The organism is Streptomyces sp. NPDC037013 (assembly GCF_055607265.1).
This window is the reverse complement of the sequence record NZ_JBVJRV010000006.1, coordinates 509,856-534,857: the sequence shown is the minus strand read 5'-3', so window position 1 is coordinate 534,857 and position 25,002 is coordinate 509,856. Positions and strand designations below refer to the sequence as shown.

General features: G+C 71.7%; 24 protein-coding genes and 1 tRNA gene. 16 read left to right on the top strand and 9 right to left on the bottom strand.

Going from position 1 to position 25,002, the window contains the following annotated elements:
• Nucleotides 1–45 precede the first annotated feature (45 nt).
• Both ACZ7DY_RS24725 and ACZ7DY_RS24720 read right to left on the bottom strand, forming a co-directional pair.
• Nucleotides 46–513 carry a RidA family protein gene (locus ACZ7DY_RS24725; RefSeq protein ID WP_471138468.1) on the bottom strand — a complete coding sequence of 156 codons (468 nt, stop codon included), beginning with the start codon at nt 511–513 and terminating at the stop codon, nt 46–48.
• The gene (locus ACZ7DY_RS24720; RefSeq protein WP_003975360.1) at nt 510–671 is read right to left on the bottom strand and encodes a DUF4177 domain-containing protein; all 162 of its coding nucleotides are present in this window, start codon (nt 669–671) and stop codon (nt 510–512) included. The genes ACZ7DY_RS24725 and ACZ7DY_RS24720 overlap by 4 nt, the downstream gene beginning before the upstream one ends.
• Nucleotides 672–753: 82 nt before the next feature.
• On the opposite strand from ACZ7DY_RS24720, the gene bagA reads away from it, so the two are divergent.
• The gene (gene bagA / locus ACZ7DY_RS24715; protein ID WP_471138466.1) at nt 754–1,734 is read left to right on the top strand and encodes an ATPase BagA; all 981 of its coding nucleotides are present in this window, start codon (nt 754–756) and stop codon (nt 1,732–1,734) included.
• Nucleotides 1,731–3,101 (top strand): ATPase BagB, encoded by a 1,371-nt coding sequence (bagB, locus tag ACZ7DY_RS24710; protein WP_471138464.1) that lies wholly within the window; start codon nt 1,731–1,733, stop codon nt 3,099–3,101. Before bagA ends, bagB begins: the two co-directional genes overlap by 4 nt.
• 53 nt (nt 3,102–3,154) lie before the next feature.
• Here the strand turns inward: bagB and ACZ7DY_RS24705 are convergent, their stop codons facing one another.
• Nucleotides 3,155–3,499, bottom strand: coding sequence for a WhiB family transcriptional regulator (locus tag ACZ7DY_RS24705; protein ID WP_030782081.1), 345 nt, complete (start codon nt 3,497–3,499; stop codon nt 3,155–3,157).
• A 492-nt stretch (nt 3,500–3,991) separates the two neighbouring features.
• Here ACZ7DY_RS24705 and ACZ7DY_RS24700 point away from each other — a divergent pair, with 492 nt between their 5' ends.
• Complete coding sequence (locus tag ACZ7DY_RS24700) at nt 3,992–6,277, top strand: transglycosylase domain-containing protein (RefSeq protein ID WP_471138462.1); 2,286 nt, start codon at nt 3,992–3,994, stop codon at nt 6,275–6,277.
• A 146-nt stretch (nt 6,278–6,423) separates the two neighbouring features.
• Here ACZ7DY_RS24700 and ACZ7DY_RS24695 read toward each other — a convergent pair whose 3' ends face one another.
• Nucleotides 6,424–6,888, bottom strand: coding sequence for a GatB/YqeY domain-containing protein (locus ACZ7DY_RS24695; RefSeq protein WP_471138460.1), 465 nt, complete (start codon nt 6,886–6,888; stop codon nt 6,424–6,426).
• Between the two features lie 128 nt (nt 6,889–7,016).
• On the opposite strand from ACZ7DY_RS24695, the gene ACZ7DY_RS24690 reads away from it, so the two are divergent.
• From ACZ7DY_RS24690 to ACZ7DY_RS24665, 6 genes are all read left to right on the top strand, one after another.
• Nucleotides 7,017–7,943, top strand: coding sequence for a metallophosphoesterase (locus tag ACZ7DY_RS24690; RefSeq protein ID WP_471138458.1), 927 nt, complete (start codon nt 7,017–7,019; stop codon nt 7,941–7,943).
• Between the two features lie 98 nt (nt 7,944–8,041).
• Nucleotides 8,042–8,815: a Pr6Pr family membrane protein gene (locus ACZ7DY_RS24685; RefSeq protein WP_471138456.1), complete on the top strand. Its 774-nt coding sequence runs from the start codon at nt 8,042–8,044 to the stop codon at nt 8,813–8,815.
• 46 nt (nt 8,816–8,861) lie between these two features.
• Nucleotides 8,862–8,935, top strand: a tRNA-Pro gene (locus ACZ7DY_RS24680).
• Between the two features lie 587 nt (nt 8,936–9,522).
• Nucleotides 9,523–13,632 carry an NACHT and WD repeat domain-containing protein gene (locus tag ACZ7DY_RS24675; RefSeq protein WP_471138454.1) on the top strand — a complete coding sequence of 1,370 codons (4,110 nt, stop codon included), beginning with the start codon at nt 9,523–9,525 and terminating at the stop codon, nt 13,630–13,632.
• A gap of 369 nt (nt 13,633–14,001) precedes the next feature.
• On the top strand, nt 14,002–14,790 hold the full coding sequence (locus ACZ7DY_RS24670; RefSeq protein WP_471138703.1) for a GntR family transcriptional regulator: 789 nt from the start codon (nt 14,002–14,004) through the stop codon (nt 14,788–14,790).
• 5 nt (nt 14,791–14,795) lie between these two features.
• The gene (locus tag ACZ7DY_RS24665) at nt 14,796–15,560 is read left to right on the top strand and encodes a glycosyltransferase family 2 protein (protein ID WP_471138452.1); all 765 of its coding nucleotides are present in this window, start codon (nt 14,796–14,798) and stop codon (nt 15,558–15,560) included.
• A gap of 40 nt (nt 15,561–15,600) precedes the next feature.
• On the opposite strand, the gene ACZ7DY_RS24660 is transcribed toward ACZ7DY_RS24665, so the two are convergent.
• Together ACZ7DY_RS24660 and ACZ7DY_RS24655 are read right to left on the bottom strand one after the other, a co-directional pair.
• Nucleotides 15,601–16,518, bottom strand: a complete 918-nt coding sequence (locus ACZ7DY_RS24660; RefSeq protein ID WP_471138450.1) for an FkbM family methyltransferase — start codon at nt 16,516–16,518, stop codon at nt 15,601–15,603.
• A 58-nt stretch (nt 16,519–16,576) separates the two neighbouring features.
• A complete protein-coding gene (locus ACZ7DY_RS24655; RefSeq protein WP_471138448.1) occupies nt 16,577–17,800 on the bottom strand; it encodes an amidohydrolase family protein in 1,224 nt (407 codons plus the stop codon).
• Nucleotides 17,801–17,984: 184 nt separating this feature from the next.
• Between ACZ7DY_RS24655 and ACZ7DY_RS24650 the strand changes: the two genes are divergently transcribed.
• The 3 genes from ACZ7DY_RS24650 (at nt 17,985) to ACZ7DY_RS24640 (ending at nt 19,777) form a co-directional block, all read left to right on the top strand.
• Nucleotides 17,985–18,434 (top strand): DoxX family protein, encoded by a 450-nt coding sequence (locus ACZ7DY_RS24650; RefSeq protein WP_471138446.1) that lies wholly within the window; start codon nt 17,985–17,987, stop codon nt 18,432–18,434.
• A 51-nt stretch (nt 18,435–18,485) separates the two neighbouring features.
• Nucleotides 18,486–19,061: a hypothetical protein gene (locus ACZ7DY_RS24645; RefSeq protein ID WP_471138444.1), complete on the top strand. Its 576-nt coding sequence runs from the start codon at nt 18,486–18,488 to the stop codon at nt 19,059–19,061.
• Between the two features lie 146 nt (nt 19,062–19,207).
• Complete coding sequence (locus tag ACZ7DY_RS24640) at nt 19,208–19,777, top strand: hypothetical protein (RefSeq protein ID WP_471138442.1); 570 nt, start codon at nt 19,208–19,210, stop codon at nt 19,775–19,777.
• Nucleotides 19,778–19,828: 51 nt separating this feature from the next.
• On the opposite strand, the gene ACZ7DY_RS24635 is transcribed toward ACZ7DY_RS24640, so the two are convergent.
• Nucleotides 19,829–21,211, bottom strand: a complete 1,383-nt coding sequence (locus ACZ7DY_RS24635; RefSeq protein WP_471138440.1) for a glutamate decarboxylase — start codon at nt 21,209–21,211, stop codon at nt 19,829–19,831.
• 160 nt (nt 21,212–21,371) lie between these two features.
• On the opposite strand from ACZ7DY_RS24635, the gene ACZ7DY_RS24630 reads away from it, so the two are divergent.
• Nucleotides 21,372–21,626, top strand: a complete 255-nt coding sequence (locus tag ACZ7DY_RS24630) for a hypothetical protein (protein ID WP_471138438.1) — start codon at nt 21,372–21,374, stop codon at nt 21,624–21,626.
• 36 nt (nt 21,627–21,662) lie between these two features.
• Nucleotides 21,663–22,022, top strand: a complete 360-nt coding sequence (locus tag ACZ7DY_RS24625) for a hypothetical protein (RefSeq protein ID WP_471138436.1) — start codon at nt 21,663–21,665, stop codon at nt 22,020–22,022.
• Nucleotides 22,023–22,025: 3 nt separating this feature from the next.
• On the opposite strand, the gene ACZ7DY_RS24620 is transcribed toward ACZ7DY_RS24625, so the two are convergent.
• Nucleotides 22,026–23,261 carry an FAD-dependent monooxygenase gene (locus ACZ7DY_RS24620; protein ID WP_471138434.1) on the bottom strand — a complete coding sequence of 412 codons (1,236 nt, stop codon included), beginning with the start codon at nt 23,259–23,261 and terminating at the stop codon, nt 22,026–22,028.
• Nucleotides 23,262–23,475: 214 nt separating this feature from the next.
• Between ACZ7DY_RS24620 and ACZ7DY_RS24615 the strand changes: the two genes are divergently transcribed.
• Together ACZ7DY_RS24615 and ACZ7DY_RS24610 are read left to right on the top strand one after the other, a co-directional pair.
• Nucleotides 23,476–23,907, top strand: a complete 432-nt coding sequence (locus tag ACZ7DY_RS24615) for an STAS domain-containing protein (RefSeq protein WP_471138431.1) — start codon at nt 23,476–23,478, stop codon at nt 23,905–23,907.
• Between the two features lie 79 nt (nt 23,908–23,986).
• On the top strand, nt 23,987–24,631 hold the full coding sequence (locus ACZ7DY_RS24610; protein ID WP_471138429.1) for a M23 family metallopeptidase: 645 nt from the start codon (nt 23,987–23,989) through the stop codon (nt 24,629–24,631).
• A 32-nt stretch (nt 24,632–24,663) separates the two neighbouring features.
• On the opposite strand, the gene ACZ7DY_RS24605 is transcribed toward ACZ7DY_RS24610, so the two are convergent.
• A complete protein-coding gene (locus ACZ7DY_RS24605; RefSeq protein ID WP_471138428.1) occupies nt 24,664–24,954 on the bottom strand; it encodes a hypothetical protein in 291 nt (96 codons plus the stop codon).
• Nucleotides 24,955–25,002: the final 48 nt, after the last annotated feature.

The following is a 25,002-nucleotide window of genomic DNA, read 5'->3' as shown; positions in this document are numbered from 1 at the left end:
GCACCGGTGCGCAAGACCGTGCCCCCTGAAGGGCCGGAATACGTCCTACGCCTCCGTCAGTTCCACCTGGATCTCGACCTCGACCGGGGCGTCCAGCGGGAGCACGGCCACGCCCACGGCGCTGCGTGCGTGCACGCCCTTGTCGCCGAGGACCTCGCCGAGGAGCTCGCTCGCGCCGTTGAGGACGCCGGGCTGGCCGGTGAAGTCCGAGGCGGAGGCCACGAAGCCGACCACCTTCACGACGCGCGCGACGCGGTCCAGGTCACCGGCGACCGACTTGACCGCGGCCAGCGCGTTCAGCGCGCAGGTGCGGGCCAGGTCCTTGGCCTCCTCCGGGGTGACCTCGGCGCCGACCTTGCCGGTCACGGCGAGCTTGCCGTCCACCATCGGGAGCTGGCCCGCGGTGTAGACGTACACGCCGGACTGGACGGCGGGCTGGTAGGCGGCCAGCGGCGGCACGACCTCGGGCAGCGTCAGGCCGAGCGACGCGAGCTTCTCCTCGACGGCGCTCATGCCTGCTTCTCCCGCTTCAGGTAGGCCACGAGCTGCTCGGGGTTGTTCGGCCCGGGCACGACCTGGACCAGCTCCCAGCCGTCCTCGCCCCAGGTGTCAAGAATCTGCTTCGTGGCGTGGACGAGCAGAGGCACGGTTGCGTATTCCCACTTGGTCATGTGGCCGACTGTAGTCGGTGCGGAGGGCTGCTCAGGGTGGGCTCCTGCATGGTCCGGGCGGCGACTGGTTAGGCTCACAAGGGTGAGCAGGCTCCAGGTCGTCAGTGGCAAGGGCGGTACCGGCAAGACCACGGTGGCCGCGGCCCTCGCGCTCGCCCTGGCGACGGAGGGCAAACGCACCCTCCTCGTCGAGGTCGAGGGCAGGCAGGGCATCGCGCAGCTCTTCGAGACAGAAGCGCTGCCCTATGAGGAGCGGAAGATCGCCGTCGCTCCCGGGGGCGGGGAGGTGTATGCCCTCGCCATCGACCCCGAGCTCGCGCTGCTCGACTACCTCCAGATGTTCTACAAACTGGGGGGCGCGGGACGGGCCCTGAAGAAGCTCGGCGCCATCGACTTCGCCACCACCGTCGCACCCGGACTCCGGGACGTACTGCTGACGGGCAAGGCCTGTGAGGCCGTGCGCCGCAAGGACAAGAGCGGGCGGTTCGCGTACGACTGCGTGGTGATGGACGCGCCGCCGACCGGCCGCATCACCCGCTTCCTGAACGTCAACGACGAGGTCGCCGGGCTCGCGAAGATCGGGCCGATACACAATCAGGCGCAGGCGGTGATGCGGGTGCTCAAGTCGCCCGAGACCGCGGTGCACCTGGTGACCCTCCTTGAGGAGATGCCCGTCCAGGAGACCGCGGACGGGATCGCCGAGCTGCGGGCCGCGCAGCTGCCCGTGGGGCGGCTCATCGTCAACATGGTGCGTCCGGCCCTGCTGGACGAACAGTCGCTGAAGCTGGGCCTGGAACAGGCGCCGCGTTCGGCCGTCGCCAAGGCCCTGGCCACCGCCGGGCTCGGCGGCGCGCGGCGCGGCGGGGCCGCCGAGCGGCTGGTGGACCCGCTCCTCGAGCAGGCCGCCGAGTACGCCGAGCGGTTCGCCCTGGAGCGCGACCAGCGCGCCGTGCTGACCGGGTTCGGCCGCCCCCTGCACGAACTCCCGCTGCTCGCGGGCGGGATGGACCTCGCGGGCCTCTACGAGCTCGCCACGGCACTGCGGAAGCAAGGGATCTCATGACCGGGGACCGCACGACCCAGAAGCCGGCGCGGACCCTGGAGCCCGGCCGCGTGCTGGACGTGGACGCCCTGATCGACGACCCGAAGACGCGGATCGTGGTGTGCTGCGGCTCGGGCGGCGTCGGCAAGACGACCACGGCGGCAGCCCTCGGGCTGCGCGCGGCGGAGCGGGGCCGCAGGACCGTCGTCCTCACCATCGACCCGGCCCGCAGGCTGGCGCAGTCCATGGGCATCGACTCGCTCGACAACGTGCCGCGGCGGGTCAAGGGCGTCGAGGGCCCCGGCGAACTGCACGCCATGATGCTCGACATGAAGCGCACCTTCGACGAGATCGTCGAGGCGCACACGGACGAGGAGCGGGCCAGGGCGATCCTCGGCAACCCCTTCTACCAGTCGCTCTCGGCGGGCTTCGCGGGCACGCAGGAGTACATGGCGATGGAGAAGCTGGGGCAGCTGCGCTCCCGCGACGAGTGGGACCTGATCGTCGTCGACACGCCGCCCTCGCGTTCGGCCCTGGACTTCCTCGACGCGCCGAAGCGCCTCGGGTCGTTCCTGGACGGGAAGTTGATCCGGGTCCTGATGGCGCCGGCGAAGGTGGGCGGCCGGGCCGGGATGAAGTTCCTCAACGTCGGCATGTCGATGATGACGGGCGCCCTCGGCAAGCTGCTCGGCGGGCAGTTGCTGCGGGACGTGCAGATGTTCGTGACGGCGATGGACAGCATGTTCGGCGGGTTCCGCACGCGGGCCGACGCGACGTACCGGCTGCTCCAGGCGCCCGGCACGGCGTTCCTCGTGGTGGCCTCGCCGGAGCGGGACGCGCTGCGGGAGGCCGCGTACTTCGTGGAGCGGCTCGCGGCGGACGACATGCCGCTCGCGGGCCTCGTGCTGAACCGGGTGCACGGCAGCGGCGCCGCCCAGCTGTCGGCCGAGCGGGCCCTCGCCGCGGCGGAAAATCTTGAGGAACGCCGCATTGTGGATCAGGAGGACGGGAAGGAAGGAGTTCGTAACTCCCCCGAGAATCCCGTGACTTCAGAGGAGCCCGCGCCGCCCGAAGCCCTCGCGCTTTCGGAGGGCTCCGTTCCTGACGAGGCTCCCTCTGTTCCTGTAGAGGCTTCCGCTGTTCCTGTAGAGGTTCCCGCTTCCGGCGATGGCGATTCCGCTTCCATCGACGCGTGTGTCGAGCAGATGACCGCGGGTCTGCTGCGCCTGCATGCCGAGCGCATGCAGTTGCTCGCGCGTGAACAGCGCACGCGTGATCGCTTCACCGCGCGTCACCCCGAGGTGGCGGTGGCCGAAGTGGCCGCGCTCCCCGGTGATGTGCATGACCTTGCGGGGCTCCGCGCCGTAGGGGACCGGCTGGCGGGCTGACGGGACGCGGGGGATCCCGGTCTCGGCACGCGTCGCCCCGATGGCGTACCGGCCTACCCCACTGCCGCGTAGCTCTCGTACGTCTCCTCGTCCTCCAGGTCCACGGGCAGCAGGCCCGCGCCACGCTCGTACTCGGAGCGCGCCGTCTCCAGAAGCCTGCGCCATGAGGTGACGGTGGGACGCCTGCGCAGCAGTGCGCGACGCTCCCGCTCCGTCATGCCACCCCACACGCCGAACTCGACGCGGTTGTCCAGCGCGTCGGCCAGGCACTCGGTCCGCACCGGACATCCGGTGCACACCGCCTTGGCCCTGTTCTGCGCTGCTCCTTGAACGAACAGTTCATCCGGATCGGTAGTGCGGCAGGCCGCCTGCGCACTCCAGTCGGTTACCCAGCCCATACCGGCGCCGTCCTCTCCCGAATCGAGGCTCCCCCACGGCGGCAGCGGCATATTCACCGCCGCCAGTTGAGGACGTTACGGAAGGTGGGCACAGCGCAACACCCCCTTCGGGCCCAATCTTGAATGGCCCGAACGGACTATGCGTAAGCGGCAGATCACCCGACGGAGTGAGGCGGCGACATTCGTGCGGAAACGCGCATTCCGGGGCAGTTCAGTTGAGTCACAACGGACGCCGAGTGCCACATGAGGCGAATTCGGGCAGGAAACCGTCGGGTTCGGGGGCGGGAGAGGAGTGATGCCGAACCGCACGGTTGTGACAGTTGAGAGCAGCTTAGGCCAAGGCATTGGGGCCTGTCCGGCGAATGAGAACGTAGGTGCCACCCGCCCCCGGCGCACCGGACGGCGGCGGCGAGCACCCCGGGATCAACGCCGAACATCCCGAAGATCACTCGCTCCCTCGGAACGCCGCCGAGTACGGATTAGGCTGCCCTCATGGGAAAGAAGCGCTCGGGCGGTGGTCTGTCACCAACTCAGCAGGCCGCGAAGTTCCTCGGAGTCAGCGTCCTGGCGGGTGCGGTGCTGGCGGGGATCGCCCTGCCCGCGGCCGGAGCGCTGGGCCTCGCGGCCAAGGGTTCGGTCGAGGGATTCGACGACATCCCCGCCAATCTGAAGCAGCCGCCGCTCAGTCAGCGCACGTCCATCCTGGACAACAAGGGCGGCAACATCGCCACGGTCTTCTCGCGTGACCGCACGATCGTCCCGCTCAAGGACATCTCGCCGTACATGCAGAAGGCGATCGTCGCGATCGAGGACTCCCGCTTCTACCAGCACGGCGCGGTCGACCTCAAGGGCATCCTGCGCGCGCTCAACCAGAACGCGCAGAGCGGCGGCGTCTCGCAGGGCGCGTCCACGCTCACGCAGCAGTACGTGAAGAACGTCTTCGTGGAGGAGGCCGGCGACGACCCGACGAAGGTCGCCGAGGCCACGCAGCAGACGCTCGGCCGCAAGATCCGCGAGCTGAAGTACGCGATTCAGGTCGAGGACAAGCTGGGCAAGAAGCGCATCCTCAAGAACTACCTGAACATCACCTACTTCGGTCAGCAGGCATACGGCGTCGAGGCCGCGTCCCAGCGGTACTTCTCCAAGCACGCCAAGGACCTGAAGCTCCCGGAGGCCGCGCTCCTGGCCGGCATCGTGCAGTCGCCCAGCCGGTACGACCCGGTCAACGACTCGGCGGAGGCCACCAAGCGGCGCAACGTCGTGCTGCAGCGCATGGCCGAGACGCACGACATCTCGCAGGGCGAGGCCGACGCCGCCAAGAAGGCCGACCTCGGCCTGAAGGTGAGCCGGCCCGAGAACGGCTGCATCACCTCGGTCAGGGGTGCCGGCTTCTTCTGCGACTACGTGCGCGAGGTGTTCTACAACGACCCCGCGTTCGGCAAGACGCGGGAGGAGCGGGTCAAGGTCTGGAACCGCGGCGGCCTGCGGATCCGTACGACCCTCGATCCGCAGGCACAGGATTCGGTGCAGGCGTCGATCAAGGACCACGTGAACAAGACCGACGACGTGGCGACCGCCGCCACCATCGTCGAACCGGGCACGGGCAAGATCCTCGGCATGGGCCAGTCGCGTCCCTACGGCTTCAAGAAGGACGAGACCACGATCAACCTCTCCGTGGACGACGCCATGGGCGGCGGCGCGGGGTACCAGCCGGGTTCGACGTTCAAGCCGATCGTCGCGGCGGCGGCCCTGGAGGGCGGCAAGTCGGCGGGGCAGAGCTACGCGTCGCCGTACGAGATGCCGTACCCCGACCGGGTCTCCATCTGTGACGGCAAGCAGTGGGTCAACTCCGGCGGCGCGAAGCTGACCAACGAGAACGAGTCCGAGGTCGGCCCGTACGGCATGCGGGAGGCGACCGCGAAGTCGGTCAACACCTACTACGTGCAGCTCATCGGCGACATCGGCATCTGCCCGGTGACCAAGCTGGCCGACAAGATGGGCGTGAAGCGCGCCGACGGCAAGGAGCTGGTGCAGGCGCCGTCGATCGCGCTCGGCACCCAGGAGATGTCGCCGCTGACGATGGCGGGCGCGTACGCGGCCTTCGCCTCGCGCGGCACGTACTGCACGCCGATCGCCATCGAGTCGATCACGACGCTCGGCGGCAAGTCGCTGCCGGTGCCGAAGTCGACGTGCTCGCGGGCGATGTCGCAGAAGACCGCCGACACCATCAACACCCTCCTCAAGGGCGTGGTCGAGGACGGTACGGGCAAGCAGGCCGGGCTCGGCTCGCGCCCGAGCGCGGGCAAGACGGGTACGACCGACTACCGCTACGCCGCCTGGTTCGTCGGCTACACCCCGAACATGTCGGGCGCGGTCTGGGTCGGCGACCCGCAGCACAAGCGGCGGATGACCGACATCACCATCGGCGGGGTCCCGTACGACAAGGTCTTCGGCGGCGAGGTGCCGGGCCCGATCTGGCGCGACGCGATGAGCGGCGCCCTCGCGGGCAAGCCGGCGCCGCCCTTCAACACCGTCCACCTCCCCGGCGGGGACAAGGACAATGACCACGAGGGCGGGCACGACGGCGGCCAGGACGACAAGCCGGGCGGTGGCGGCGGCCATGACGGCGGCGGCGCCGGCGGCGGCAACGGCGGGGGTGGCAACGGCGGAGGCGGCAGCCCCTGGCCGGACATCTCGATCCCGCCGGGCGTCATCGGCGGCAACGGGAACGGCGGGAACGGGATCGGCGGCGGGATCGGCGGGGGCTGGCAGCGGTAGCGGGAGCGCTGGCGGTCTGCCGGGGGCGCTGTTCCGGTTTCCGGGTCGCTCCGGTTCCGTTTCTGGTTTCCGGGGACTCGGGCAGTACGCCGAAAAGGGCGCCCCCTGGCTTCAGGGGACGCCCGGTGCCGGATGCCGGCGGGAGCTCAGCCCGCCAGGAGCTGCTTGACCGTGGCGGCGACGCGGCCGCCCTCGGCGAGGCCCGCCACCTTCGGGTTCACGATCTTCATGACCTGGCCCATGGCGCGCGGGCCCTCGGCGCCTGCGGCCCTGGCCTCCTCGACGGCCTCGGCGACGATCGCGCGGAGCTCGTCGTCGGAGAGCTGCTTGGGGAGGTACTCGGCGAGGATCTCGCCCTCCGCCTTCTCGCGCTCGGCCTGCTCGGCGCGGCCGCCCTGGCCGAACGCCTCGGCGGCCTCGCGGCGCTTCTTGGCCTCGCGGGCGATCACCTTCTGCACCTCGTCGTCGGAGAGCTCGCGCGCCGTCTTGCCCGAGACCTCCTCCTTCGTGATGGCGGAGAGGGTCAGCCGGAGCGTCGAGGAGCGCAGCTCGTCGCGCCCCCGGATCGCGGCGGTGAGGTCTTCCTGCAGCTTCGACTTGAGCGTGGTCATGGGTTGATTGTGGCAGGTGCGGAGCGCTCCCTGCCCCTCGATTTCCCCGTGGCCGGCCCCAGGGGCACGGCGGTTGGGCCCCGACTCCCTCCGGATCGCGGGCCCGCGGGGTCTGACACGATGGGGAGATGCGCGCGCGATACGCAGTACCCCTGGGCATCACGGCGACGGCTGCGGCCGGTCTCGCCTACTCGGTGGGCTTCGAGGCCCGTTCCTTCCGGCTGAGGCGGGTCACGGTGCCCGTACTGCCGTCGGGGATGCGTCCCTTGCGGGTCCTCCAGGTCTCCGACATCCACATGGTGTCCGGACAGCGCAAGAAGCAGCGGTGGCTGCGCTCGCTGGCGGGCCTGCGTCCGGACTTCGTGATCAATACGGGGGACAACCTCTCCGACCCGGAGGGCGTCCCGGAGACGCTGGACGCGCTCGGCCCGCTGATGGAGTTCCCCGGGGCGTACGTCTTCGGCTCGAACGACTACTACGGCCCCAAGCCACGCAATCCCGCCCGCTACCTGGTCGAGAAGGTACAGGGCAAGCACGGCCTGAACGGCAACGCGCCCGCCGTCGGCGTCATCCACAACCCGTGGGAGGGCCTGCGCGACGGGTTCGACGCGGCGGGCTGGGTGAACCTCACGAACACCCGGGGCGCGCTGAAGATCGACGGCTACGAGATCGCCCTCACGGGCCTGGACGACCCGCACATCAAGCGCGACCGGTACGCGCAGGTGGCGGGCGGCCCGGAGGCCGGGGCCGACTTCTCGATGGGCATCGTGCACGCCCCGTACCTGCGCTCCCTCGACGCCTTCGCCGCGGACGGCTACCCGCTGATCCTCGCCGGACACACCCACGGCGGACAGGTCTGCATCCCCTTCTACGGGGCACTCGTCACCAACTGCGACCTGGACACGGACCGCGTGAAGGGCCTCTCCACGCACGAGGCGGAAGGGCGGACGTCGTTCCTCCACGTGTCGGCCGGGTGCGGGGCGAACCGCTACACGCCGATGCGGTTCGCCTGCCCTCCGGAGGCGACGCTGCTCACGCTGACGGCGCGCGGCTGAGGAGCGGAGCGGTCGGGCGGGACCGGGGCGCGGGGCCGGGGCCGACACGGGGCGCGGCCTGACGGGCATCTGACGGGAACCGTGCCTACCGTGGGGGCATGATCGCTCCGATACGCCCCATACGTCCGACAGGTCAGATACGTCCCGGGGTCCCAGCGGAGGCGGTCGTACCGCCCGTACGCCGCCCCCTCGCGGCCGCCTTCCGCGCGCTCGTCGCGCTGGCCGCGGTGACCGGAATCGCGATCGACCTGGCCATCGGCAGCCCGCCGCGCGTCCTCAGCTACTTCACGGTCCAGAGCAACGTCCTGGTGGCCGTGGTCCTCGGCCTCTCCGCCTGGCGGGCCCTGCGCGGCCGCCCGTCGCTCCCGGCCCCGCTGTCCGGCGCCACGCTCCTCTTCATCGCGATCACGGGCCTCGTCTACCACCTGGTCCTGTCCGACGACTCGAGCGGCTTCTCGATGACGGACGAGGCGCAGGCCGCGGCGGCGGCCGGCTGGCACTCCCTCTCCAACCAGCTCCTGCACACCGTGACGCCGATCGGCGTGGCCCTCGACTGGCTGCTGCTCACCAGGCCGGGCGGCCTGCGCCTGCGCCACACCGGCATCTGGCTGCTCTACCCGCTCGCGTACCTGGCCTTCGTGCTGATCCGCGGCCCTTTGACGTCCCCCGGCCCGACGGCCCGCTACCCGTACCCGTTCCTCGACGTCGACCTGCACGGCTACGCGGGCGTCCTCGGCAACGCCGTCGTCTTCGGCCTGGCCTTCTGGGCCCTCGCCCTGCTCGTCCTGGGCCTCGACCGGGTCCGCCCCGCCCCGGGATCCGGGGGCCCCGAACACCGGATTTCGTCTCCGGGCGCCGGTCCGCTAAAGTAATCGATGTCGCCACGGCCTGCACCGCAAGCCGCTGGGTCAACGACATCGGGGTGTAGCGCAGCTTGGCAGCGCGCTTCGTTCGGGACGAAGAGGTCGTGGGTTCAAATCCCGCCACCCCGACAGCTGGAACAACGGGTCAGGCCCGGTACTGAGAAATCAGTACCGGGCCTGACCCGTTTGTCGTGTCCCTCGTGGTTGTCGGGTCCGCCGTGGTCGTCATCGCGTACGTCATGCTCGGCTCGTCGCGGTCGTCATGAGGTGTCGTCGCCCTCACCGCTCGGCGTGTGGGGTGCGTCGTATCGGTGCCGGTCCCTCCCCTCGTGGGGACCGGCACCGATCGACGCGTACAGCGCCGACCCGCCGTTCAACTGCGTATCGGCGCGGATCAGGGAAAGTCGGGATCCGTGTCTGATGTGAACGCGGTCCCGGTATGGCCGACCGCACGGATCTTTCGAGCCTCGCGACAGGTCCGGCGGGACGCCGACGCAAGCCAGGCTCAGAACGATCGGTGTTGTGCGCCGGCTCCGAGAGCCCCCGGGCCGATGACCTGCCCGGACGCTGCGTGGTTGGTTCGCTACTGCGACGAGATCCTGCCAGTTACGGGTCTCCGAGTGGAGGTTCCGGCCTCATCCGGACGACTTCTGCGCAGGTCAGCCGTATAAAGTGAGTTTTCCGGTCCGGATGTCCAGGTGCGGCGGAAGTAAGGGGTGGAGGCCTTGAGTTCCGACTCAGGGGCACGCACGAGCTTCGCAGAACGTCTCGCGCTGCTGTACAAGGAGGCCGGCAATCCGCCCCTCAAACGCGTGGCCGAAGCCGTCGTCCGGCTCCAGCGGGTCGATGAGCGGGGGCGGCCCGTACGGGTCTCCGCGCAGCGGATCAGCGACTGGCGGCGGGCCAAGAACGTGCCGGCCCAGTTCGCCGCACTCGCCGCGGTCCTGCATGTCCTGATCCCCGACGCGCGGCGGAAGCGGCCGGCTCCGGTCTCCACGGGTCTGTACGACATGGGGCAGTGGCACCGCCTGTGGGAGCGCGCGGTCGCCGACCCGGCCGGTGAGCGTGGCGCGGGCGGCGACGAGGACGAGAGCAATCCGGCGGCCGAGGCGGCGCCCGTGCCCGGCGTCTGCCCGTACCGCGGGCTCGCCTCGTACCGTCAGCAGGACGCCCAGTGGTTCTTCGGCCGGGAGCGGAGCACCGAGGCCCTCGTGGGGCAGCTCCGCGCGGCGGAGGACACGGGCGGTCTGGTCATGCTCGTGGGCGCCTCGGGCGCGGGGAAGTCCTCGCTCCTCAACGCCGGTCTCGTACCCACCCTCCAGAACGGCGCCCTCGACGACACCGAGGACGGCCGGGCCACCGGCCCGGTGCTGCAGCTCGTGCCGGGGAGCGACCCGCTCGCGGAGCTGAGCCGCCAGGTCCCCGAGCTCGCGCCCGCCGTCACCGCCGCGGCGGCGGCGGAGGGCCCGGCCGGGGGCGGGCCCGGTTCCGATCCCGGCTCCGGTTCCGATCCCGGCTCCGGTTCCAGCTCCGGCTCCGGTTCCGCGGAGCTCGACCGGGCCGTCCGGGAGGGCGTCGCCGCCTGGGCGGAGCGTGCGGGGAGCGGCGGCAGCCGTCCCGTCCTCATCGTCGATCAGTTCGAGGAGACCTTCACCCTCTGCGCGGACGAGTCGGACAGGCGCGCCTTCATCCGGCTGCTCCACGCCGCCTGCTCGCCGGCCCCGGACGCCGACGCCGGTGAGCAGGCCCCACAGCATGCGCACCTCCCCTCCCCCGCCCTCGTCGTCCTCGGCATACGCGCCGACTTCTACGAGGAGTGCCTCGGCTATCCCGAACTCGCCGACGCGCTCCAGCACCGGCACATGGTGCTCGGACCGCTCACCAGCAGCGAGTTGCGCAAGGCGGTGGCCGGGCCCGCGAAGGCGGTGGGGCTGGAGCTCGAACCGGGTCTCGCCGAGCTGATCGTCAGGGAAGTCAGTACGGACGGGCCCCGCGGGGCGCACGACGCGGGTGTGCTGCCGCTCCTCTCGCACGCCCTGCTCGCCACCTGGCAGCGGCGGAAGACGGGACGGCTGACCCTGGCCGGCTACCGCGCGGCGGGCGGCATCCAGGGCGCGGTGGCGGCGACCGCCGAGCGCGCCTGGTCCGGGCTCGACCCGGCGGCCCGCACGGCCGCGCGGCTGCTCCTGCTGCGGCTGGTCCGGCTCGGCGAGGACACCCAGGCCACCCGCAGGCGCGGCACGCGCCGCCAGCTCGCGGAGGAGTCGACGGATCCGCACAAGACGGAGGAGTCGCTGGAGGCGCTGGTCCGCGCCCGGCTCGTGACGCTCGACGCGGAGACCGTGGAGATCACGCACGAGGCGCTGCTGCACGCCTGGCCGCGGCTGCGCGACTGGATCGACGAGGACCGCAACGACCATCTGCTGCGCCAGCGCCTGGAGGAGGACGGCAAGGCCTGGGAGGACTCCGAGCGGGACACGTCGCTCCTCTATAGGGGCTCCCGTCTGGAACAGGCCCTCGCCTGGGCCAAGTCGGCCGGGGACACCTTCCTGACCCGGGGCGCGGTGGAGTTCCTCGCCGCCTCGGCCAGGCTGCGCAGGCGCACGGTCTGGCTGCGCCGCGGCGCGGTGGCGGTGCTCGTCGTGCTGGCGATGGTGGCCGTCGTCTCGGCGGTGGTCGCCCGGCAGCAGCGGGACGACGCGGTGTTCCAGCAGGTGGTCGCGGAGGCCGACCGGGCCCAGCACACCGATCCCTCGCTCTCCGCCCAGCTCGACCTGGTGGCGCACCGGTTGCGGCCCGACGACGAGGCGACGCAGAACCGGCTGATCTCGATCGTCAACGCGCCGCTCGCCACGCCGCTCCTCGGCCACCGGGGCGCGGTGTACCTCACGTCGTTCAGCAGGAACGGGCGGGTCCTCGCCACCGCCAGCTACGACCGTACGGTCCGGCTGTGGGACGTGTCGGACCGTACGCACCCCAAGCCGCTCGGCAAACCCCTGACCGGGCACAAGAGCTGGGTCAGCACGGCGATCTTCAGCCCGGACGGCAAGACGCTCGCCAGCGCCGCCGACGACGGCACGGTACGGCTGTACGACGTGCGGGACCCCCGGCATCCGAAGCTGCTCGGGTCGCCCCTCGCCGGGCACGGCGGCACGATCTATCTGCTCGCCTTCAGTCCGGACGGGCGCACCCTGGCCTCCGCCAACGAGGATCACGCCGTCCGCCTCTGGGACGTGCGGGACCTCTCCCGGCCGAAGCTGATCGACAGGCTGACCGGGCACACGGCCGCCGTGCGCTCCGTGGCGTTCGCCCCCGACGGCCGGACGCTGGCGGCGGGCGGCGACGACGGCACGATCAGGCTGTGGAACACGGCCGACCCGCACCGGCCGAAGCCGGTCGACAACGTGCTGCGCGGCCACAAGAGCACGGTGCACTCCGTGGCGTTCAGCCCCGACGGCAGCACGCTCGCGAGCGGCAGCGCGGACAACACGATCCGGCTGTGGAGCATCGCCGACCCGCGCCGGGCCAAGGCGCTCGGCACCCCGCTGACCGGGCACACCGGCCCCCTGTGGTCCGTCGCCTTCAACCCGGCGGGCAGCATGCTCGCGGCGGCCAGCGCGGACAGCACGGCGAGCCTGTGGAACGTCCGTGATCCGGCGCGCCCGTCCCAGGTCGGCGAGCCGCTCGCGGGCAGCAGCGGGGAGATGTACGCCCTGGGTTTCAGCCCCGACGGCCGGACCCTGGCCACCGGGACCGGGGACAACAAGGTCCGCCTGTGGGCGATTCCGCCGTCGGACATGCTGGGCCGCGTCGGCGCGTTCCGCCCGGACGGCAAGGTGCTTGCGACGGCCGCGGGCGACGAGCGGATCCGGCTGTGGGACGTGGCGCGGCCCGACCGGCCCGAGGCGCTGGGCAAGCCGTTCGAGCCCGGCAAGGGGAACCTGCGTTCGCCGGTGTTCTCGCCCGACGGCCGCACCCTCGCCGTACTCACCGGGAACCGCGCGGTGCAGCTGTGGAACGTCTCCGACCCGAGACATCCCGTCGCGTACGGGCCGCCCGTCGCGCTGCGGACGCGGTTCGCGGCCGCGCTGGCGTTCAGTCCGGACGGGCGCGTCCTCGCGTCCGCCGACACCGACCGCACGATCCAGCTGTGGGACGTGCGGTCGCCTGCGCACCCGCGCAGGCTGGGCCGCCCGCTCACCGGCCATCAGGGTTACGTCAACTCCCTGGCCTTCAGCATCGACGGGCGGACGCTGGCGAGCGGCAGCGCGGACGGCACCGTACGGCTGTGGAACGTGCGCGACCCGAAGCACGTCACCCGGCGCGGCGCCCCCCTCAACGGCCATCTGGGGGCGGTCAACCGGGTCGCCTACAGCCCCAACGGCCGGGCCCTGGCCAGCGCGAGCGACGACGGCACGGTCCGCCTCTGGGACGTCTCCGACCCCCACGGGGCGCCGCGGCGGGGCACGTCCCTGACGGGTCACACCGACGCGGTCGTGTCGCTGACGTTCAGCGCGGACGGGCAGACGCTCGCCACGGGCGGCAACGACAACACCGTCCGGCTCTGGGATGTCGCCGACCCCCTGGACGCCTCCGCCATCGGCCAGTCGATGAGCCCCAACGCCAAGACGGGCAGCTTCCTGTCGTTCAGCCCGCAGAGCAACATGCTCGGGGTGTCGAGCGGCACGGATACCGTCCGGCTGTGGGACTTGGACACCCGCGAAGCGGTTAACCGTATTTGTTCGACCACGCGCGGTGTGCTGACCCGGGAGAAATGGCAGGAGTATCTGTCGCGTCTCTCCTACGAACCCCCGTGCGACGAGTAACGGGCCCCTCTTTCCGCGTGATCCGCATCACAACTTCGTAGATAACTGGCGGAGTTGACTCCCGCACTTCAATGAGCCTTGTTAGTCTGGATACAGAGCCCGATCGCTGGTGCATCCCCCGTCGCCAGCGATCGGGCCCTTTCATGTGCGCGCGGCGCTTTTCGGCAACCGGTTCATCAACCGGTTTTGGACGCGAGATGGATGCGTACGGAAACTTTCGGCCATGGGATATGCGCCAAGAACATCGCGGAACACCTTCCGGATCCCTTGGGCCCCTTGGGTGCGCTCTGTGCCCGCACCCCACCCTCGTCAACTCCTCTTGAGGAGTCATAGGGTGGGGGCCCGGACCGACGACGGATGGTGAGCGCGATACCGAAGGCCTACGAGCAGATCGCGGACGACATCCGGCGCTCCATCCGCGCCGGCCGGCTCCGGCCCGGCGAACGGCTGCCCGCCGAGACGAAGCTCGCCGAGCGGTACGGGCGCAGCGTGCCGACCCTGCGCGACGCACTCCGCCTGCTGCGCGAGGAAGGGCTGATCGAGAAGGAGCACGGCCGCGGCAACTTCGTCCGCAGGACCAGGGCGAAGGTGATCCGCGACAACTCCCGCCACCAGTGGGAGAAGGACCGCGTGCGCCGGCCGGAGAGCCACCGGGCCCGCACCGGGGCCACGGAGCGCGACACCGGGCTCGAGATGCGCGACCTCGTCTTCCACGCGTCGTACCGCGAGGTCCCCGCCGACGAGGACCTCGCCCGCACCTTCGGGGTCCCGCCGGGCACACCGCTGACCGCGCGCTCCTACCGCACGCGGTACGCGGCCGAGAGCGCCCCCTTCAACCTGGCCACCTCCTACCTGGTCCGCGCCGTGGTGGCGGCCAACCCCGACCTCCTGGACGAGACCAAGGAGCCCTGGCCGGGCGGCACGCAGAGCCAGCTCGGCACCGTCGGCATCGAGCTGGCGCGCATCGAGGAACGCCTCACCGCCCGCCCGCCGACCCCGGAGGAGGCCGCGGAGCTCGACGTCCCGCCGGGCACCTCCGTCCTCCTGCTCCGCAAGATCTCGTACGACACCCGGAACCGCGTCGTCGAGGTCTCCGACGTCACCTTGCCCGGCGACCGCACGGAAGCCGTCTTCACCACTCATCTGGAAAGGTGGTGAGTGCCGTGCGCCGGCGCATCATCATCGTCACTGCCGTCCATGCGCCCTCGGCCCCGTTCCTGGCGGACGCGTACACCTCCCTGTGCGAGCAGGAGCTCCCCGACGGCTGGGAGTGGCACTGGCTGATCCAGGAGGACGGCAGGACCGACCAGGTCGCGCCCCACGTCCCGGACGACCCGCGGGTCTCGTTCCGCCAGGGCCGGCCAGGCGGTCCCGGCGTCGCCCGCACCATGGCCCTCGCGCACGCCGACGGCGAGTACGTGAAGGTCCTGGACGCCGACGACCGGCTCGCCCCCGGTGCGCTCGCCCGCGACCTCGCCGCGCTCCAGGAGAACCCGGACATCGGCTGGGCCACGTCCCGCGTCCTCGACCTGCTGCCCGACGGCTCCACGGCCGGCTTCCCCGGCGACCCGGAGCACGGGCCCGTGGAGCGCGCGGCGGTGCTCGACTACTGGGCGGCCCACGACTACCGCGCGCCGGTCCACCCGGCGACGCTCTTCGTCCGCCGTGAGCTGCTCGTCGCCCTGGGCGGCTGGATGGCGCTGCCCGCCTCCGAGGACACGGGCCTGCTCCTCGCGCTCAACTCCGTGGCGCGCGGCTGGTTCTCGTCCGAGGTGGGCCTCTTCTACCGCAAGTGGGAGGGGCAGGCGACCGGCCAGAGCGCCCACGTCGACGCGGGGGAACGTGACGCGCGCATGGCCGTGGTGGAGGCGCGGGCCAGGGCGCTGGCGGCGTTCGGCTGGCGCGCTCCGGAGGCCGACGCGGGGTAGCCGCGGCGGTGGGACGTCACCGGGTGGCGGCGCCGGCCGGTCAGTCCAGCGTCTCCGCGTCGATCCGGGAGAAGACCAACTCGGTCTCCCCGGTGAGCGGTTCACGCCACCGGACCGGCGGCGCCGGGTGCCGCAGCGCGCCCGGATAGCTTCCGGGGGCGTACTCGTTGACGAGCCGGTAGGCGTGGAAACCGGCCTCCCGCATGGTCTTCATCAACTCGTCGGCCGAGTCGCCCAGTTGCTCCATGCGGTCGGGGGTCACCTCCACGGCGATCTCCACATCGGGCCTGAGCCGGTCGAGGACCGGGGCGAGGCCCCTGATGACGCCGCCCTCGGCCCCCTCCACATCGATCTTGATGACCCGGGCCCGCGCGATCTCGTCGGCCTCAAGCAGGTCGGGCAGGGGCTGGGCCTCGGCGTCGAAGGTGGACTCGGCGGGCCCGTCGTAGGGGACGATGCTGTTCGCGCCCATGTTGTCCGAGCTGGCGAGGATGAACGTGAGCGTCCTGCGCTCGTCCGACACCGCGGCGTTGACCGCGCGGATGTTGGCGCATCCGTTCAGTTCGGCGTGCAGGAGCACCCGGCGGTGGAAGGCGGGCGCGGCCTCGATCGCCACGACCCGCCCCCGGGGGCCGACGAGCCGGGAGCCGAGGACGGCGAAGTAGCCGACGTTCGAGCCGACGTCGACGAAGACGTCCCCGGCCCCGAGCCGCCCGCGCAGCCACCGCGTCATGTGGGGCTCCCAGGCACCGAAGAGGTAGACGTAGCGCTGGATGAGGTCCTGGGTGTCGACGGCGAACCGGAGGCCGTGCCGGTCGGCGACGACCCGGCGGCGCGGGCTGTGGCGCAGGCGCGGGTTGAGGAGGCGGGCCAGCGCCGCCTTGCCCGCGGTGCCGGGTGCGTCGCGCACGTACCGGCGGCCGAGCGTCACCAAGGTCTCCGAAAGGGGGGTGCTCATCCGGTCGCCTCTTTCGTCGGGGGATCGGATGAAACCGTATCGGCCTCCCGTCGGCCGGCTACCGGCCGGTCCGGTCGAAGGGCAGGTCCAGCATGCGGATCGCGTTCCCGCGCAGCAGCTTGTACTGGATCTCCGCCGGCAGGTGGCCGACGTGTTCGGCCGCGACCTCCTTGGTGTGCGGCCAGGTCGAGTCGACGTGCGGATAGTCGGTCTCGAAGGTGGCGTTGTCGACGCCGACGGTCTCGATCGCCTCGATGCCGTGCTTGTCGCGGAAGAAGCAGCAGAAGATCTGCCGGTAGTAGTACGTGGACGGGGGTTCGGGGATCAGATCCTTCACGCCGCCCCAGGCCCGGTGCTCCTCCCACACGTCGTCGGCGCGCTCCAGGGCGTACGGGATCCAGCCCATCTGACCCTCGCTGTAGGCGAGTTTGAGCCGGGGGAATTTCACCAGGACCCCGCTGAAGAGGAAGTCCATCATCGAGGCCATGGCGTTGTTGAAGGAGAGGGAGGCCTGGACCGCGGGCGGCGCGTCCGGGGACGCGGCCGGCATCTGGGACGAGGAGCCGATGTGCATGTTCACCACGGTCCCGGTCTCCTCGCAGGCCGCGAAGAACGGGTCCCAGTAGCCGGAGTGGATCGACGGCAGGCCCAGATGGGTGGGGATCTCGCTGAAGGTGACGGCCCGCACCCCGCGGGCGGCGTTCCGCTTGATCTCGGCGACGGCGAGGCCGACGTCCCAGAGCGGGATCAGGCAGAGCGGGATCAGCCGGCCGCCGCTGTCGCCGCACCACTCCTCGACCATCCAGTCGTTGTACGCGCGGACGCAGGCGAGGCCGACCTCCTTGTCCTTGGCCTCGGAGAACGTCTGGCCGCAGAAGCGGGGGAAGGTGGGGAAGCAGAGGGACGCCTCGACGTGGTTGACGTCCATGTCCGCGAGGCGGGCCTTGGGGTCCCAGCAGCCCCGGCGCATCTGCTCGCGGGTGATGCCGTCCAGCGTCATCTCGTCGCGCGAGAAGCCGACGGCGGCGATGATGCGCTTGTACGGGAAGATGTTGCCCTCGTACTCCCACCAGTCGGTGATCTGTCCCGCCGGGTCCGTGGTGAACCTGTACTTGCCGCCGATGTACTCCAGTTCGCCGATGCCCGCGGTGAAGGGCTTCGGGCCCCGGTCGCGGTACTTGGCGGGGAGCCACGTCTCGAAGAGGTGCGCGGGCTCGATCACGTGGTCGTCCACGCTGATGACCCGGGGGAGTTCCTTGGTGCCGACCTCGCTGCTGACCACTGCTGTGCCCCCTACTGCCGGACGACTGACCGAACGGTTTCCTTGCTAAATCTGACGACCCATCAGATCGAGGTTATGGCCTCCCCGGGGCGACGGCAAGCGCCCCCACGGTTCTCGACCCCTTGCGCACCGCGTCCGTATCCGCTGAACTGACGCTCCGTCAGATTGCTTGGGAGGGCGCTCGATGCAGACGATCTGGCTCAGCGGAGCCGAGTGGCTGGCCGTGCTCCGCATCGGGCTCGGCCTGTGGTGGCTGGAGAGCTGGCGCCACAAGGACAAGAAGGAGTGGTTCAAGGGCGGCGGCATCGGCTGGGCGGCGGGCATCGCCGAGAAACACCGGTGGTCCGTCGTGCGCACCGGCTTCGACACGGTGGTGAAGCCCCGGCCCCGCCTGATGGCGTACGTCGTCGCCTACGCCGAACTCGCCCTCGGCCTCGGCCTGATCGCGGGCTTCCTCACCCCGGTCGCCCTCGTCGGTGGCCTCGTCCTCAACCTGATCTACCTCGTCCTGATGATCCACGACTGGGCCGAGCAGGGCCAGAACTTCACCATGGCCCTGGTCTCCTTCGTCGGCCTCTTCGCCATGAGCTGGCAGACGTGGTCGGTCGACGAGGCCCTCGGCCTCTTCCTCTGACCGTAAGATCATCCGGTCATCGCGTGGGGACAGGACTGGGGGCGGTTCGAGTTGAGCACCGGAGAGCAACTCGTCACCGTCGGCGCGGTGTTGCTCGGCGCGCTCAGCACGCACGTCACCAACCACCTGATGGAGCGCAGCAGGAACCGCCACCAGCTGCTGACCCGCTGGGACGACAAGAAGGTCGACGCCTACGGCGACTACGTCGACGCGGCCAAGGCCCGCATCGCCCTGTCCGTACGGCTCTACGAGTTCCGCGAGGGCCTGCGCGAGAGCGAACGGACCGAGCAGGAACTCCGCGAGGACCTCGCCGAGGCCGGGCGGATCTGGGGCAGCGCCTTCGAACGGGTGATGCTGCTCGGCGGCGACGACGCCATCGAGGCGGGACACGACCTCAACGCCCTGGTCGCCGAGATCGACTGGCAGGCCACCGGCAGGATCGACGGCACCCTCGCCGAATGGCGGGAGCGCAACCGCGCGGCCTTCCGGGCGATCAACGACTTCCACGAGGCGGCCCGGCAGGACCTCGGGATCCAGGGCAGCGTCACCGGCGAGAAGCACCCCGCAAGGGACCTGCTGCTCCCGCCCCGGGAACAGACCCCCGCCACCGAGGACCGGCAGGCGTGAGCCCACGGACCTGAAAAGGCCCCCGCCGCCGTATGCCGAAGTCCCCTCCCGCGTATGGCCTGTTGCGGCCGGACATGTCACCCTGCCCGACGTCCGAGACCCCGACGCCCCGGCGCCCCCGGCGCCCCGCAGACGAGGAGACGGCCATGAGTGAGCGCACCCCCCACGAAGCGGCGGCCGAGACCGGAGCGGAGCCCTCCGCCGAGGCGGCGCTGCGGGCGGGGCACTCCGCACGCGCCCGCAGCGCCGCGTCCCGCGCCGCCGCGATCTCCCACCACATCGAACGGAGCGACCCCGGGGCCGGGGCGGCGGACGAGAACACCGCCTGGAAAGCAGCACACGCCGCCCGCGTCTGCGTCCAGGCCCTCGCCGTGCTCGCCGAGTCCGCCCCCGACCCCGCGGCGGACGCACGCTGCGCGCGCAACGCCGCGGCCTCCGCCGCGCAGGCCGCCCAGATGGGCCGGGCGCACGACGGCGACGGCGAACCGGCCGCCGCCGCCTGCCGGGCCGCCGTCGAGGCCTCGCTCGCGGCGTCGGCCGCCGCGGGCCGTGGCGCGCTCGGCGCCGACGAGGCGCTCAACGCCGCCGCCGACGAGGCCGAGGCGGCGGCCGTCGCCGCGGCCGAACGGGCGGGCTGGATGCGGCCGGGCCAGCTCCTGCCGGAGATACCGGCCGGCCTGCGCAGCCCCGAACTGATGGCGATGATGCACTTCTGACCGGCCGCGGGGACCCCGCCGCCGCCCTCAGTGGTGGAAGCCCGCCCGCCCTCAGTGGTGGAAGCCCGGCGTCTTCGGAGCCCCCGTCGAGCCGCCCGACAGACGCTCCACGGCCGCCCGCAGATCCCGGGCGAGCAGCATGATCTTGTCGTGTCCGATGCCGTGCCGGACGAGCACCCGCTGGACCACGGTCTCCTGCCGGTCGGGCGGCAGCGGGTACGCCGGGACCTGCCAGCCCCGGGTGCGCAGCTGCTCGGTCAGGTCGTAGAGCGTGAAACCGGAGGGCGATGCCCCCTCGGTGAGGGTCCAGCAGACGGCGGGCAGCGCGCCCCGCCCGTCGTAGAGGAGCGTGAAGGGCCCCATGGCCGCGATCTCGTCGGCCAGCGCCCGCGCGCTTGCCGCGCACGCCTCGTACACCTTGCGGTAGCCGTCGCGGCCGAGGCGCAGCAGCGTGTAGTACTGCGCGACGATCTCGCCGCCCGGGCGGGAGAAGTTGAGGGCGAACGTGGGCATGTCGCCGCCGAGGTAGTCGACGTGAAAGACGAGCTCCTCGGGGAGGTGGTCGGCCGTGCGCCAGACGATCCAGCCGACGCCGAGGGGCGCCATCCCGTATTTGTGGCCCGAGGAGTTGACGGAGACGACCCGCTCGACGCGGAAGTCCCAGACCAGCTCCGGCCGGAGGAAGGGCGCGACGAAGCCGCCGCTTGCCGCGTCCACATGGATCGGCACGTCAAGGCCGGTCTCCTCCTGGATCGCGTCGAGCTCGGCGGCGATCTCCGCCACGGGCTCGTAGTCGCAGGTGAAGGTGACACCCAGGATGGCGACGACGCCGATGGTGTTCTCGTCGACGTACGCGCGCAGCTGGTGCGGGCGCAGCCCCGTGGCGCCCGGCTCCAGCGGGACCTGGCGCAGCTCCACGTCGAAGTAGCGGGCGAACTTCTCCCAGCACACCTGGACCGGGCCGCAGACGAGGTTGGGCCGGTCGGCCGGTTTGCCCGCCGCCCTGCGCGCCGCGCGCCAGCGCCACTTGAGCGCGAGCCCGCCGAGCATGCCGGCCTCGCTGGAGCCGGTGGTGGAGCACCCCATGGTGGTCGCGCCCGCCGGGGCGTTCCACAGGTCGGCGAGCATGTGCACGCAGCGGGACTCGATCTCCGCGGTCTGCGGGTACTCGTCCTTGTCGACCATGTTCTTGTCCATGCAGGCGTCCATGAGGTGGTGCACCTCGGGCTCCGCCCAGGTCGTGCAGAACGTGGCCAGGTTCTGCGAGGAGTTCCCGTCGAGCGCCAGCTCGTCGCCGATCACCGCGGCGACCGCGCGCGGGTCTGAGCTGTGTTCCGGGATCCGGTGCGCGGGCAGCCGCCGGGTGCTGATCGGCGTGCTGTAGACGTCGTCGTACGCCTGGCGGGTCCCGGAGGACACCTTGTGCAGCCCCACGATGGTGTTCCTTTCACCTCATAACGGACATGCTCGTGCCCACCCTCACAGACCGCACCGAAGAACCGGGTAAAGGCACAGATCGCTCGGACGGTGGAATTGCCCGGGTTCCTCACGGCGGCGGCGCACCCTTCGGCCCCGTTCAACCGTTTCAGAGACCATGAACACGTCCAGGCGCATGCTCGCCTCCCTGACCCTCACCGCCGCCGCTGCCGCCGTCGCCGCGGCCGCCCCCGCCCACGCCGCCGCCACCGACGGGGGCGCCCACCACATCGGCCGCGTCGTCGGCGAGACCCTCGTCGACCCGACCGGGAAGGGCAAGGAGATCCTGGAGGCCGGCAAGACCGGTCTGACCGTGGCCGAGATGGGCCTGCAGTCCGTGAAGACCAGCACGGAGGCGGTCAGCGCCCGCTAGCGGGACACGGGGAAAGGGCCGGGGCAGGATGGGGACGTGCTTACCGTGCTGGTGCTGGTCGGCCGGGAACAGGCGAAGGACCTGATCGCCCGGATCGAGAGCGTCCCCGACGTCTGCGTCCTGTCCCACACCCATGACAGCGCCCTGGCCCTGGCCCGCGCCCGCGTGCTGCTGCCGGACGTCCTCGTCCTCGACCTCAGCGCCTGCTTCTCCGGGGACGCGGCCTCGGTCGTGCACCGGGCGCGGCTGCTCGGTCTGCCGAGCGAGCTGATCGTGCACGCGGGCGACGCGGTCATCGGATCCGTCTCCCCGGACGGCAGCCCGGCGCCGGCGCGGGAGAGCCAGCCGGGCGGCCTCATCCGTACGCTCACCCGGCTGGCCCGCGACCAGACGTAACCGTCAGGACCGCTGGTGTTCCCGCTCCGCCGCCCGGCGGCTCTGCAGGGTGCGGGCGAGCCTGGGCCCCAGGCGCTGCTTGAGCCAGCGCAGGGCCTGGAGGCGGCCGACGGCCTGGTCCAGGTGGAAGTAGAGCTGCGGCGGCACGTGCGGCAGCAGGGGCGAGTGTCGCTGGCCGAGCAGGGCGAACATCTGGTGCGGCTCCAGGCCCATGTAGCGCGGCAGGTTCTCGTACCACTGCGCGCTGTGCCGGGCGGCGCTCTGCACGGAGAGCAGCGCCTGCTTGCGCTCCCTCTCGTACGCGGCCAGGGCGGCGGGGAGCCGCTCCGGCGCGGTGACGGAGTCCAGCGCGCCGGCCAGGCCCATCGCGTCGCGCAGCGCCAGGGCGGTGCCGGCTCCGATGGAGTAGTGCGTGGTGTGCGCCGCGTCGCCGATCAGCGTGAGGTTGCCGTACGACCAGCGCGCGTTGGTGACCGTGGGGAAGGTCTGCCACTGGGCGTGGCTCTCGATGTCCTTGCGGCCGAGCAGCGCGTGTCCTTCGAGCAGGTCGGCGAAGAGCTTCTCCAGGAGCCGCAGGGCCTCGTCATGACCGAGCCGGTCGAAGCCGAGCGCCCGCCAGGTCGTCTCGGAGCACTCCACGACGCAGGTGCTGTGCCCGGCGCTGAACCCGTACGCGTAACACCAGATCCAGCCCTCGCCGGTCTCGACGAAGGCGAAGGTGAACGCGGTGAAGACCCGGGTCGTGCCGAGCCAGATGAAGCGGTTGGCGCCCGTGGTCACGCGGGTGCCGAACGCGGTGGCGTGCTCGCCGCGCAGCCTGCTGTGCGCCCCGTCGCCCGCGACGACGAGATCCGCGCCGGGCAGCTCCGCGACGCCGCCGATCTCCCTGCCGAACTCCAGCCGGACGCCCAGCTCCCGGGCCCGGTCGGCGAGGATCGTGCGCAGCCGGTGGCGGCCGATGGCATGCCCCGGGTCGCCCTCGTGCGCGGTGGTCCGGTCCCCGACGTACGCGAACCCGCCCCGCCAGCACACCGACTGCTCCTCGACGAGCCGGGCGGACACGGGGTCGTGGGCGTGCAGCTCCGTCAGGAGATCGGGCCAGTAGGTCACGCCCCAGCCGTAACTGGCACCGGCCGCGTGCCGCTCGTGGACCGTGATCTCGTGGGCGGGCTCCCGGAGTTTGGCGAGGATGGCGAAGTACAGGGAGGCAGGGCCTCCGCCGACGCAATCGATCTTCACGCACGCTCCTGCTTCTCTTCGGGCGGAGGGCCGGGTCGGAGCACCAACGTAAGCGCCGGGAGAGCGTGTCGGCCGAAGGCCGGGCCGCCGGGGGTGTCAGCTGTGACTTGTTCGTAGTGGCTGACGTCTCCCTGCCGATCCTGTATACCCGCAGAGAGCGGATCACCGAGCCGGCCGCCCCGACGCCGGCTCCCGATGACGGCCTGGAGGTGTGATGGGGACGCCGTCCCACCGACTGTCCATGGCGGGCCTCGCGCACTCCGACGTCTGCGCCGTCCTGCGGGTCAGCGGTGAACTCGACCAGGCCTCGGAGAAGTTCTTCATGGACACCGTGGCCGGGGTCGTCGACGCGGGCCACCGCCACATCATTCTCGACGTGACCGCGCTGACGTTCTGCGACTCGCGCGGTCTGAACTGCCTGCTCGCCCTGCACTGGCTGCTGCGCCGGCGGGAGGGCGACCTGATGCTGGCCGGGGTCGGCCGCCGGCTGGCCACTCTCCTGGAGCACAGCGGGAGCACGGCGCTGTTCTCGGCGCACACCTCGGTCGGCCAGGCCCTGCGCACCCTGCCCGCGGCCGCCCGGCCGCACTGGCCGCCGCCGCCCGCCGAACGCAGCACCGGCGAGGGCGTGTCGCCGCCCGCCTAGGGCCCGCGGGGGCGGTCCGCATACGCCGGGCGGGTCACCCGAGATGCGGTCCGGGCCGGGCGCCATTGTGCTGTCGGACATGGACCACCACATAGCGAGCGCGGCAGAAGCGGCCCCCACACGGCGCCGCGCCCTGAGTGCCGCGGCGGCGCTGCTGGCCGGCGGAGCGGTGTCGCTGGCCGGCCCGCCCGCCGCTGCCCGGTCGGACGACGTCTGCACCGGCGGATATGACGCCGGGTTCGAAGAAGCGCTGGCCGAGGCTGACGACCGGTTCGGCTCGCGGGAGCTCCGCGCGCTCCCGCAGGAGCCGCCACGGCGGTACGCGCTGCCGCTGCGCCGCACCTTCCGGGTCAGCGCCCGCTACGGAGTGCGCGGCGACTGGCTCGCCGGACACCACACGGGCATCGACCTGGCGGTGCCGCGCGGCACGCCCGTCTACGCCGTGGGCGGCGGGGTCGTCCTCGTCGCGGGGTGGTCGGGCGCGTACGGCAACGCCGTGACGGTGCGGATGCCGGACGGCCACTACGCGCTGGTCGCCCACCTCTCGCGGGTCTCGGTCCGCGTGGGCGGGAAGGTCCGGGCCGGCACCCTGCTGGGCAGGAGCGGGGCGACCGGACGTGCCACGGGCCCGCACCTCCACCTGGAGATACGGGCCCGCCGCGGCTACGGCTCGGACATCGACCCGGTGAAGTATCTGGCCGGCCGCGGGGTGGAGCTGCTCTGACCGGACCGCTCCGACCGGGCCGCGCGGGCCGCTTACTGGATGCCGGGCAGCGCGTTCGTGACGGGCGCGACCAGGTCCGTGAGCTGGTGCAGCTGGTTGAGCTGGTTCAGCTGGTTCATGCCCTGGAGCTGGCTTGCGATGGTCGGCATCTGGGAGCGCGTCTCTTCGGGCATGCTCGCCGTGCCGAGGTCGTCGATGACGCTGAGCGGCGAGAGCTGGCCCGTGTCCTGCGCGGGCGCGGATGCCTGGGCGGCCGGCGTGGCGAGGGCCGCTGCTCCCGCGGCCAGCGAGACGGCGGCGATGAGTCGTCGTGCTGATGTCATGTTTTCAGAACCGGCCGAACCCCCCGAAGGACACGGGTTCCGCCGTGC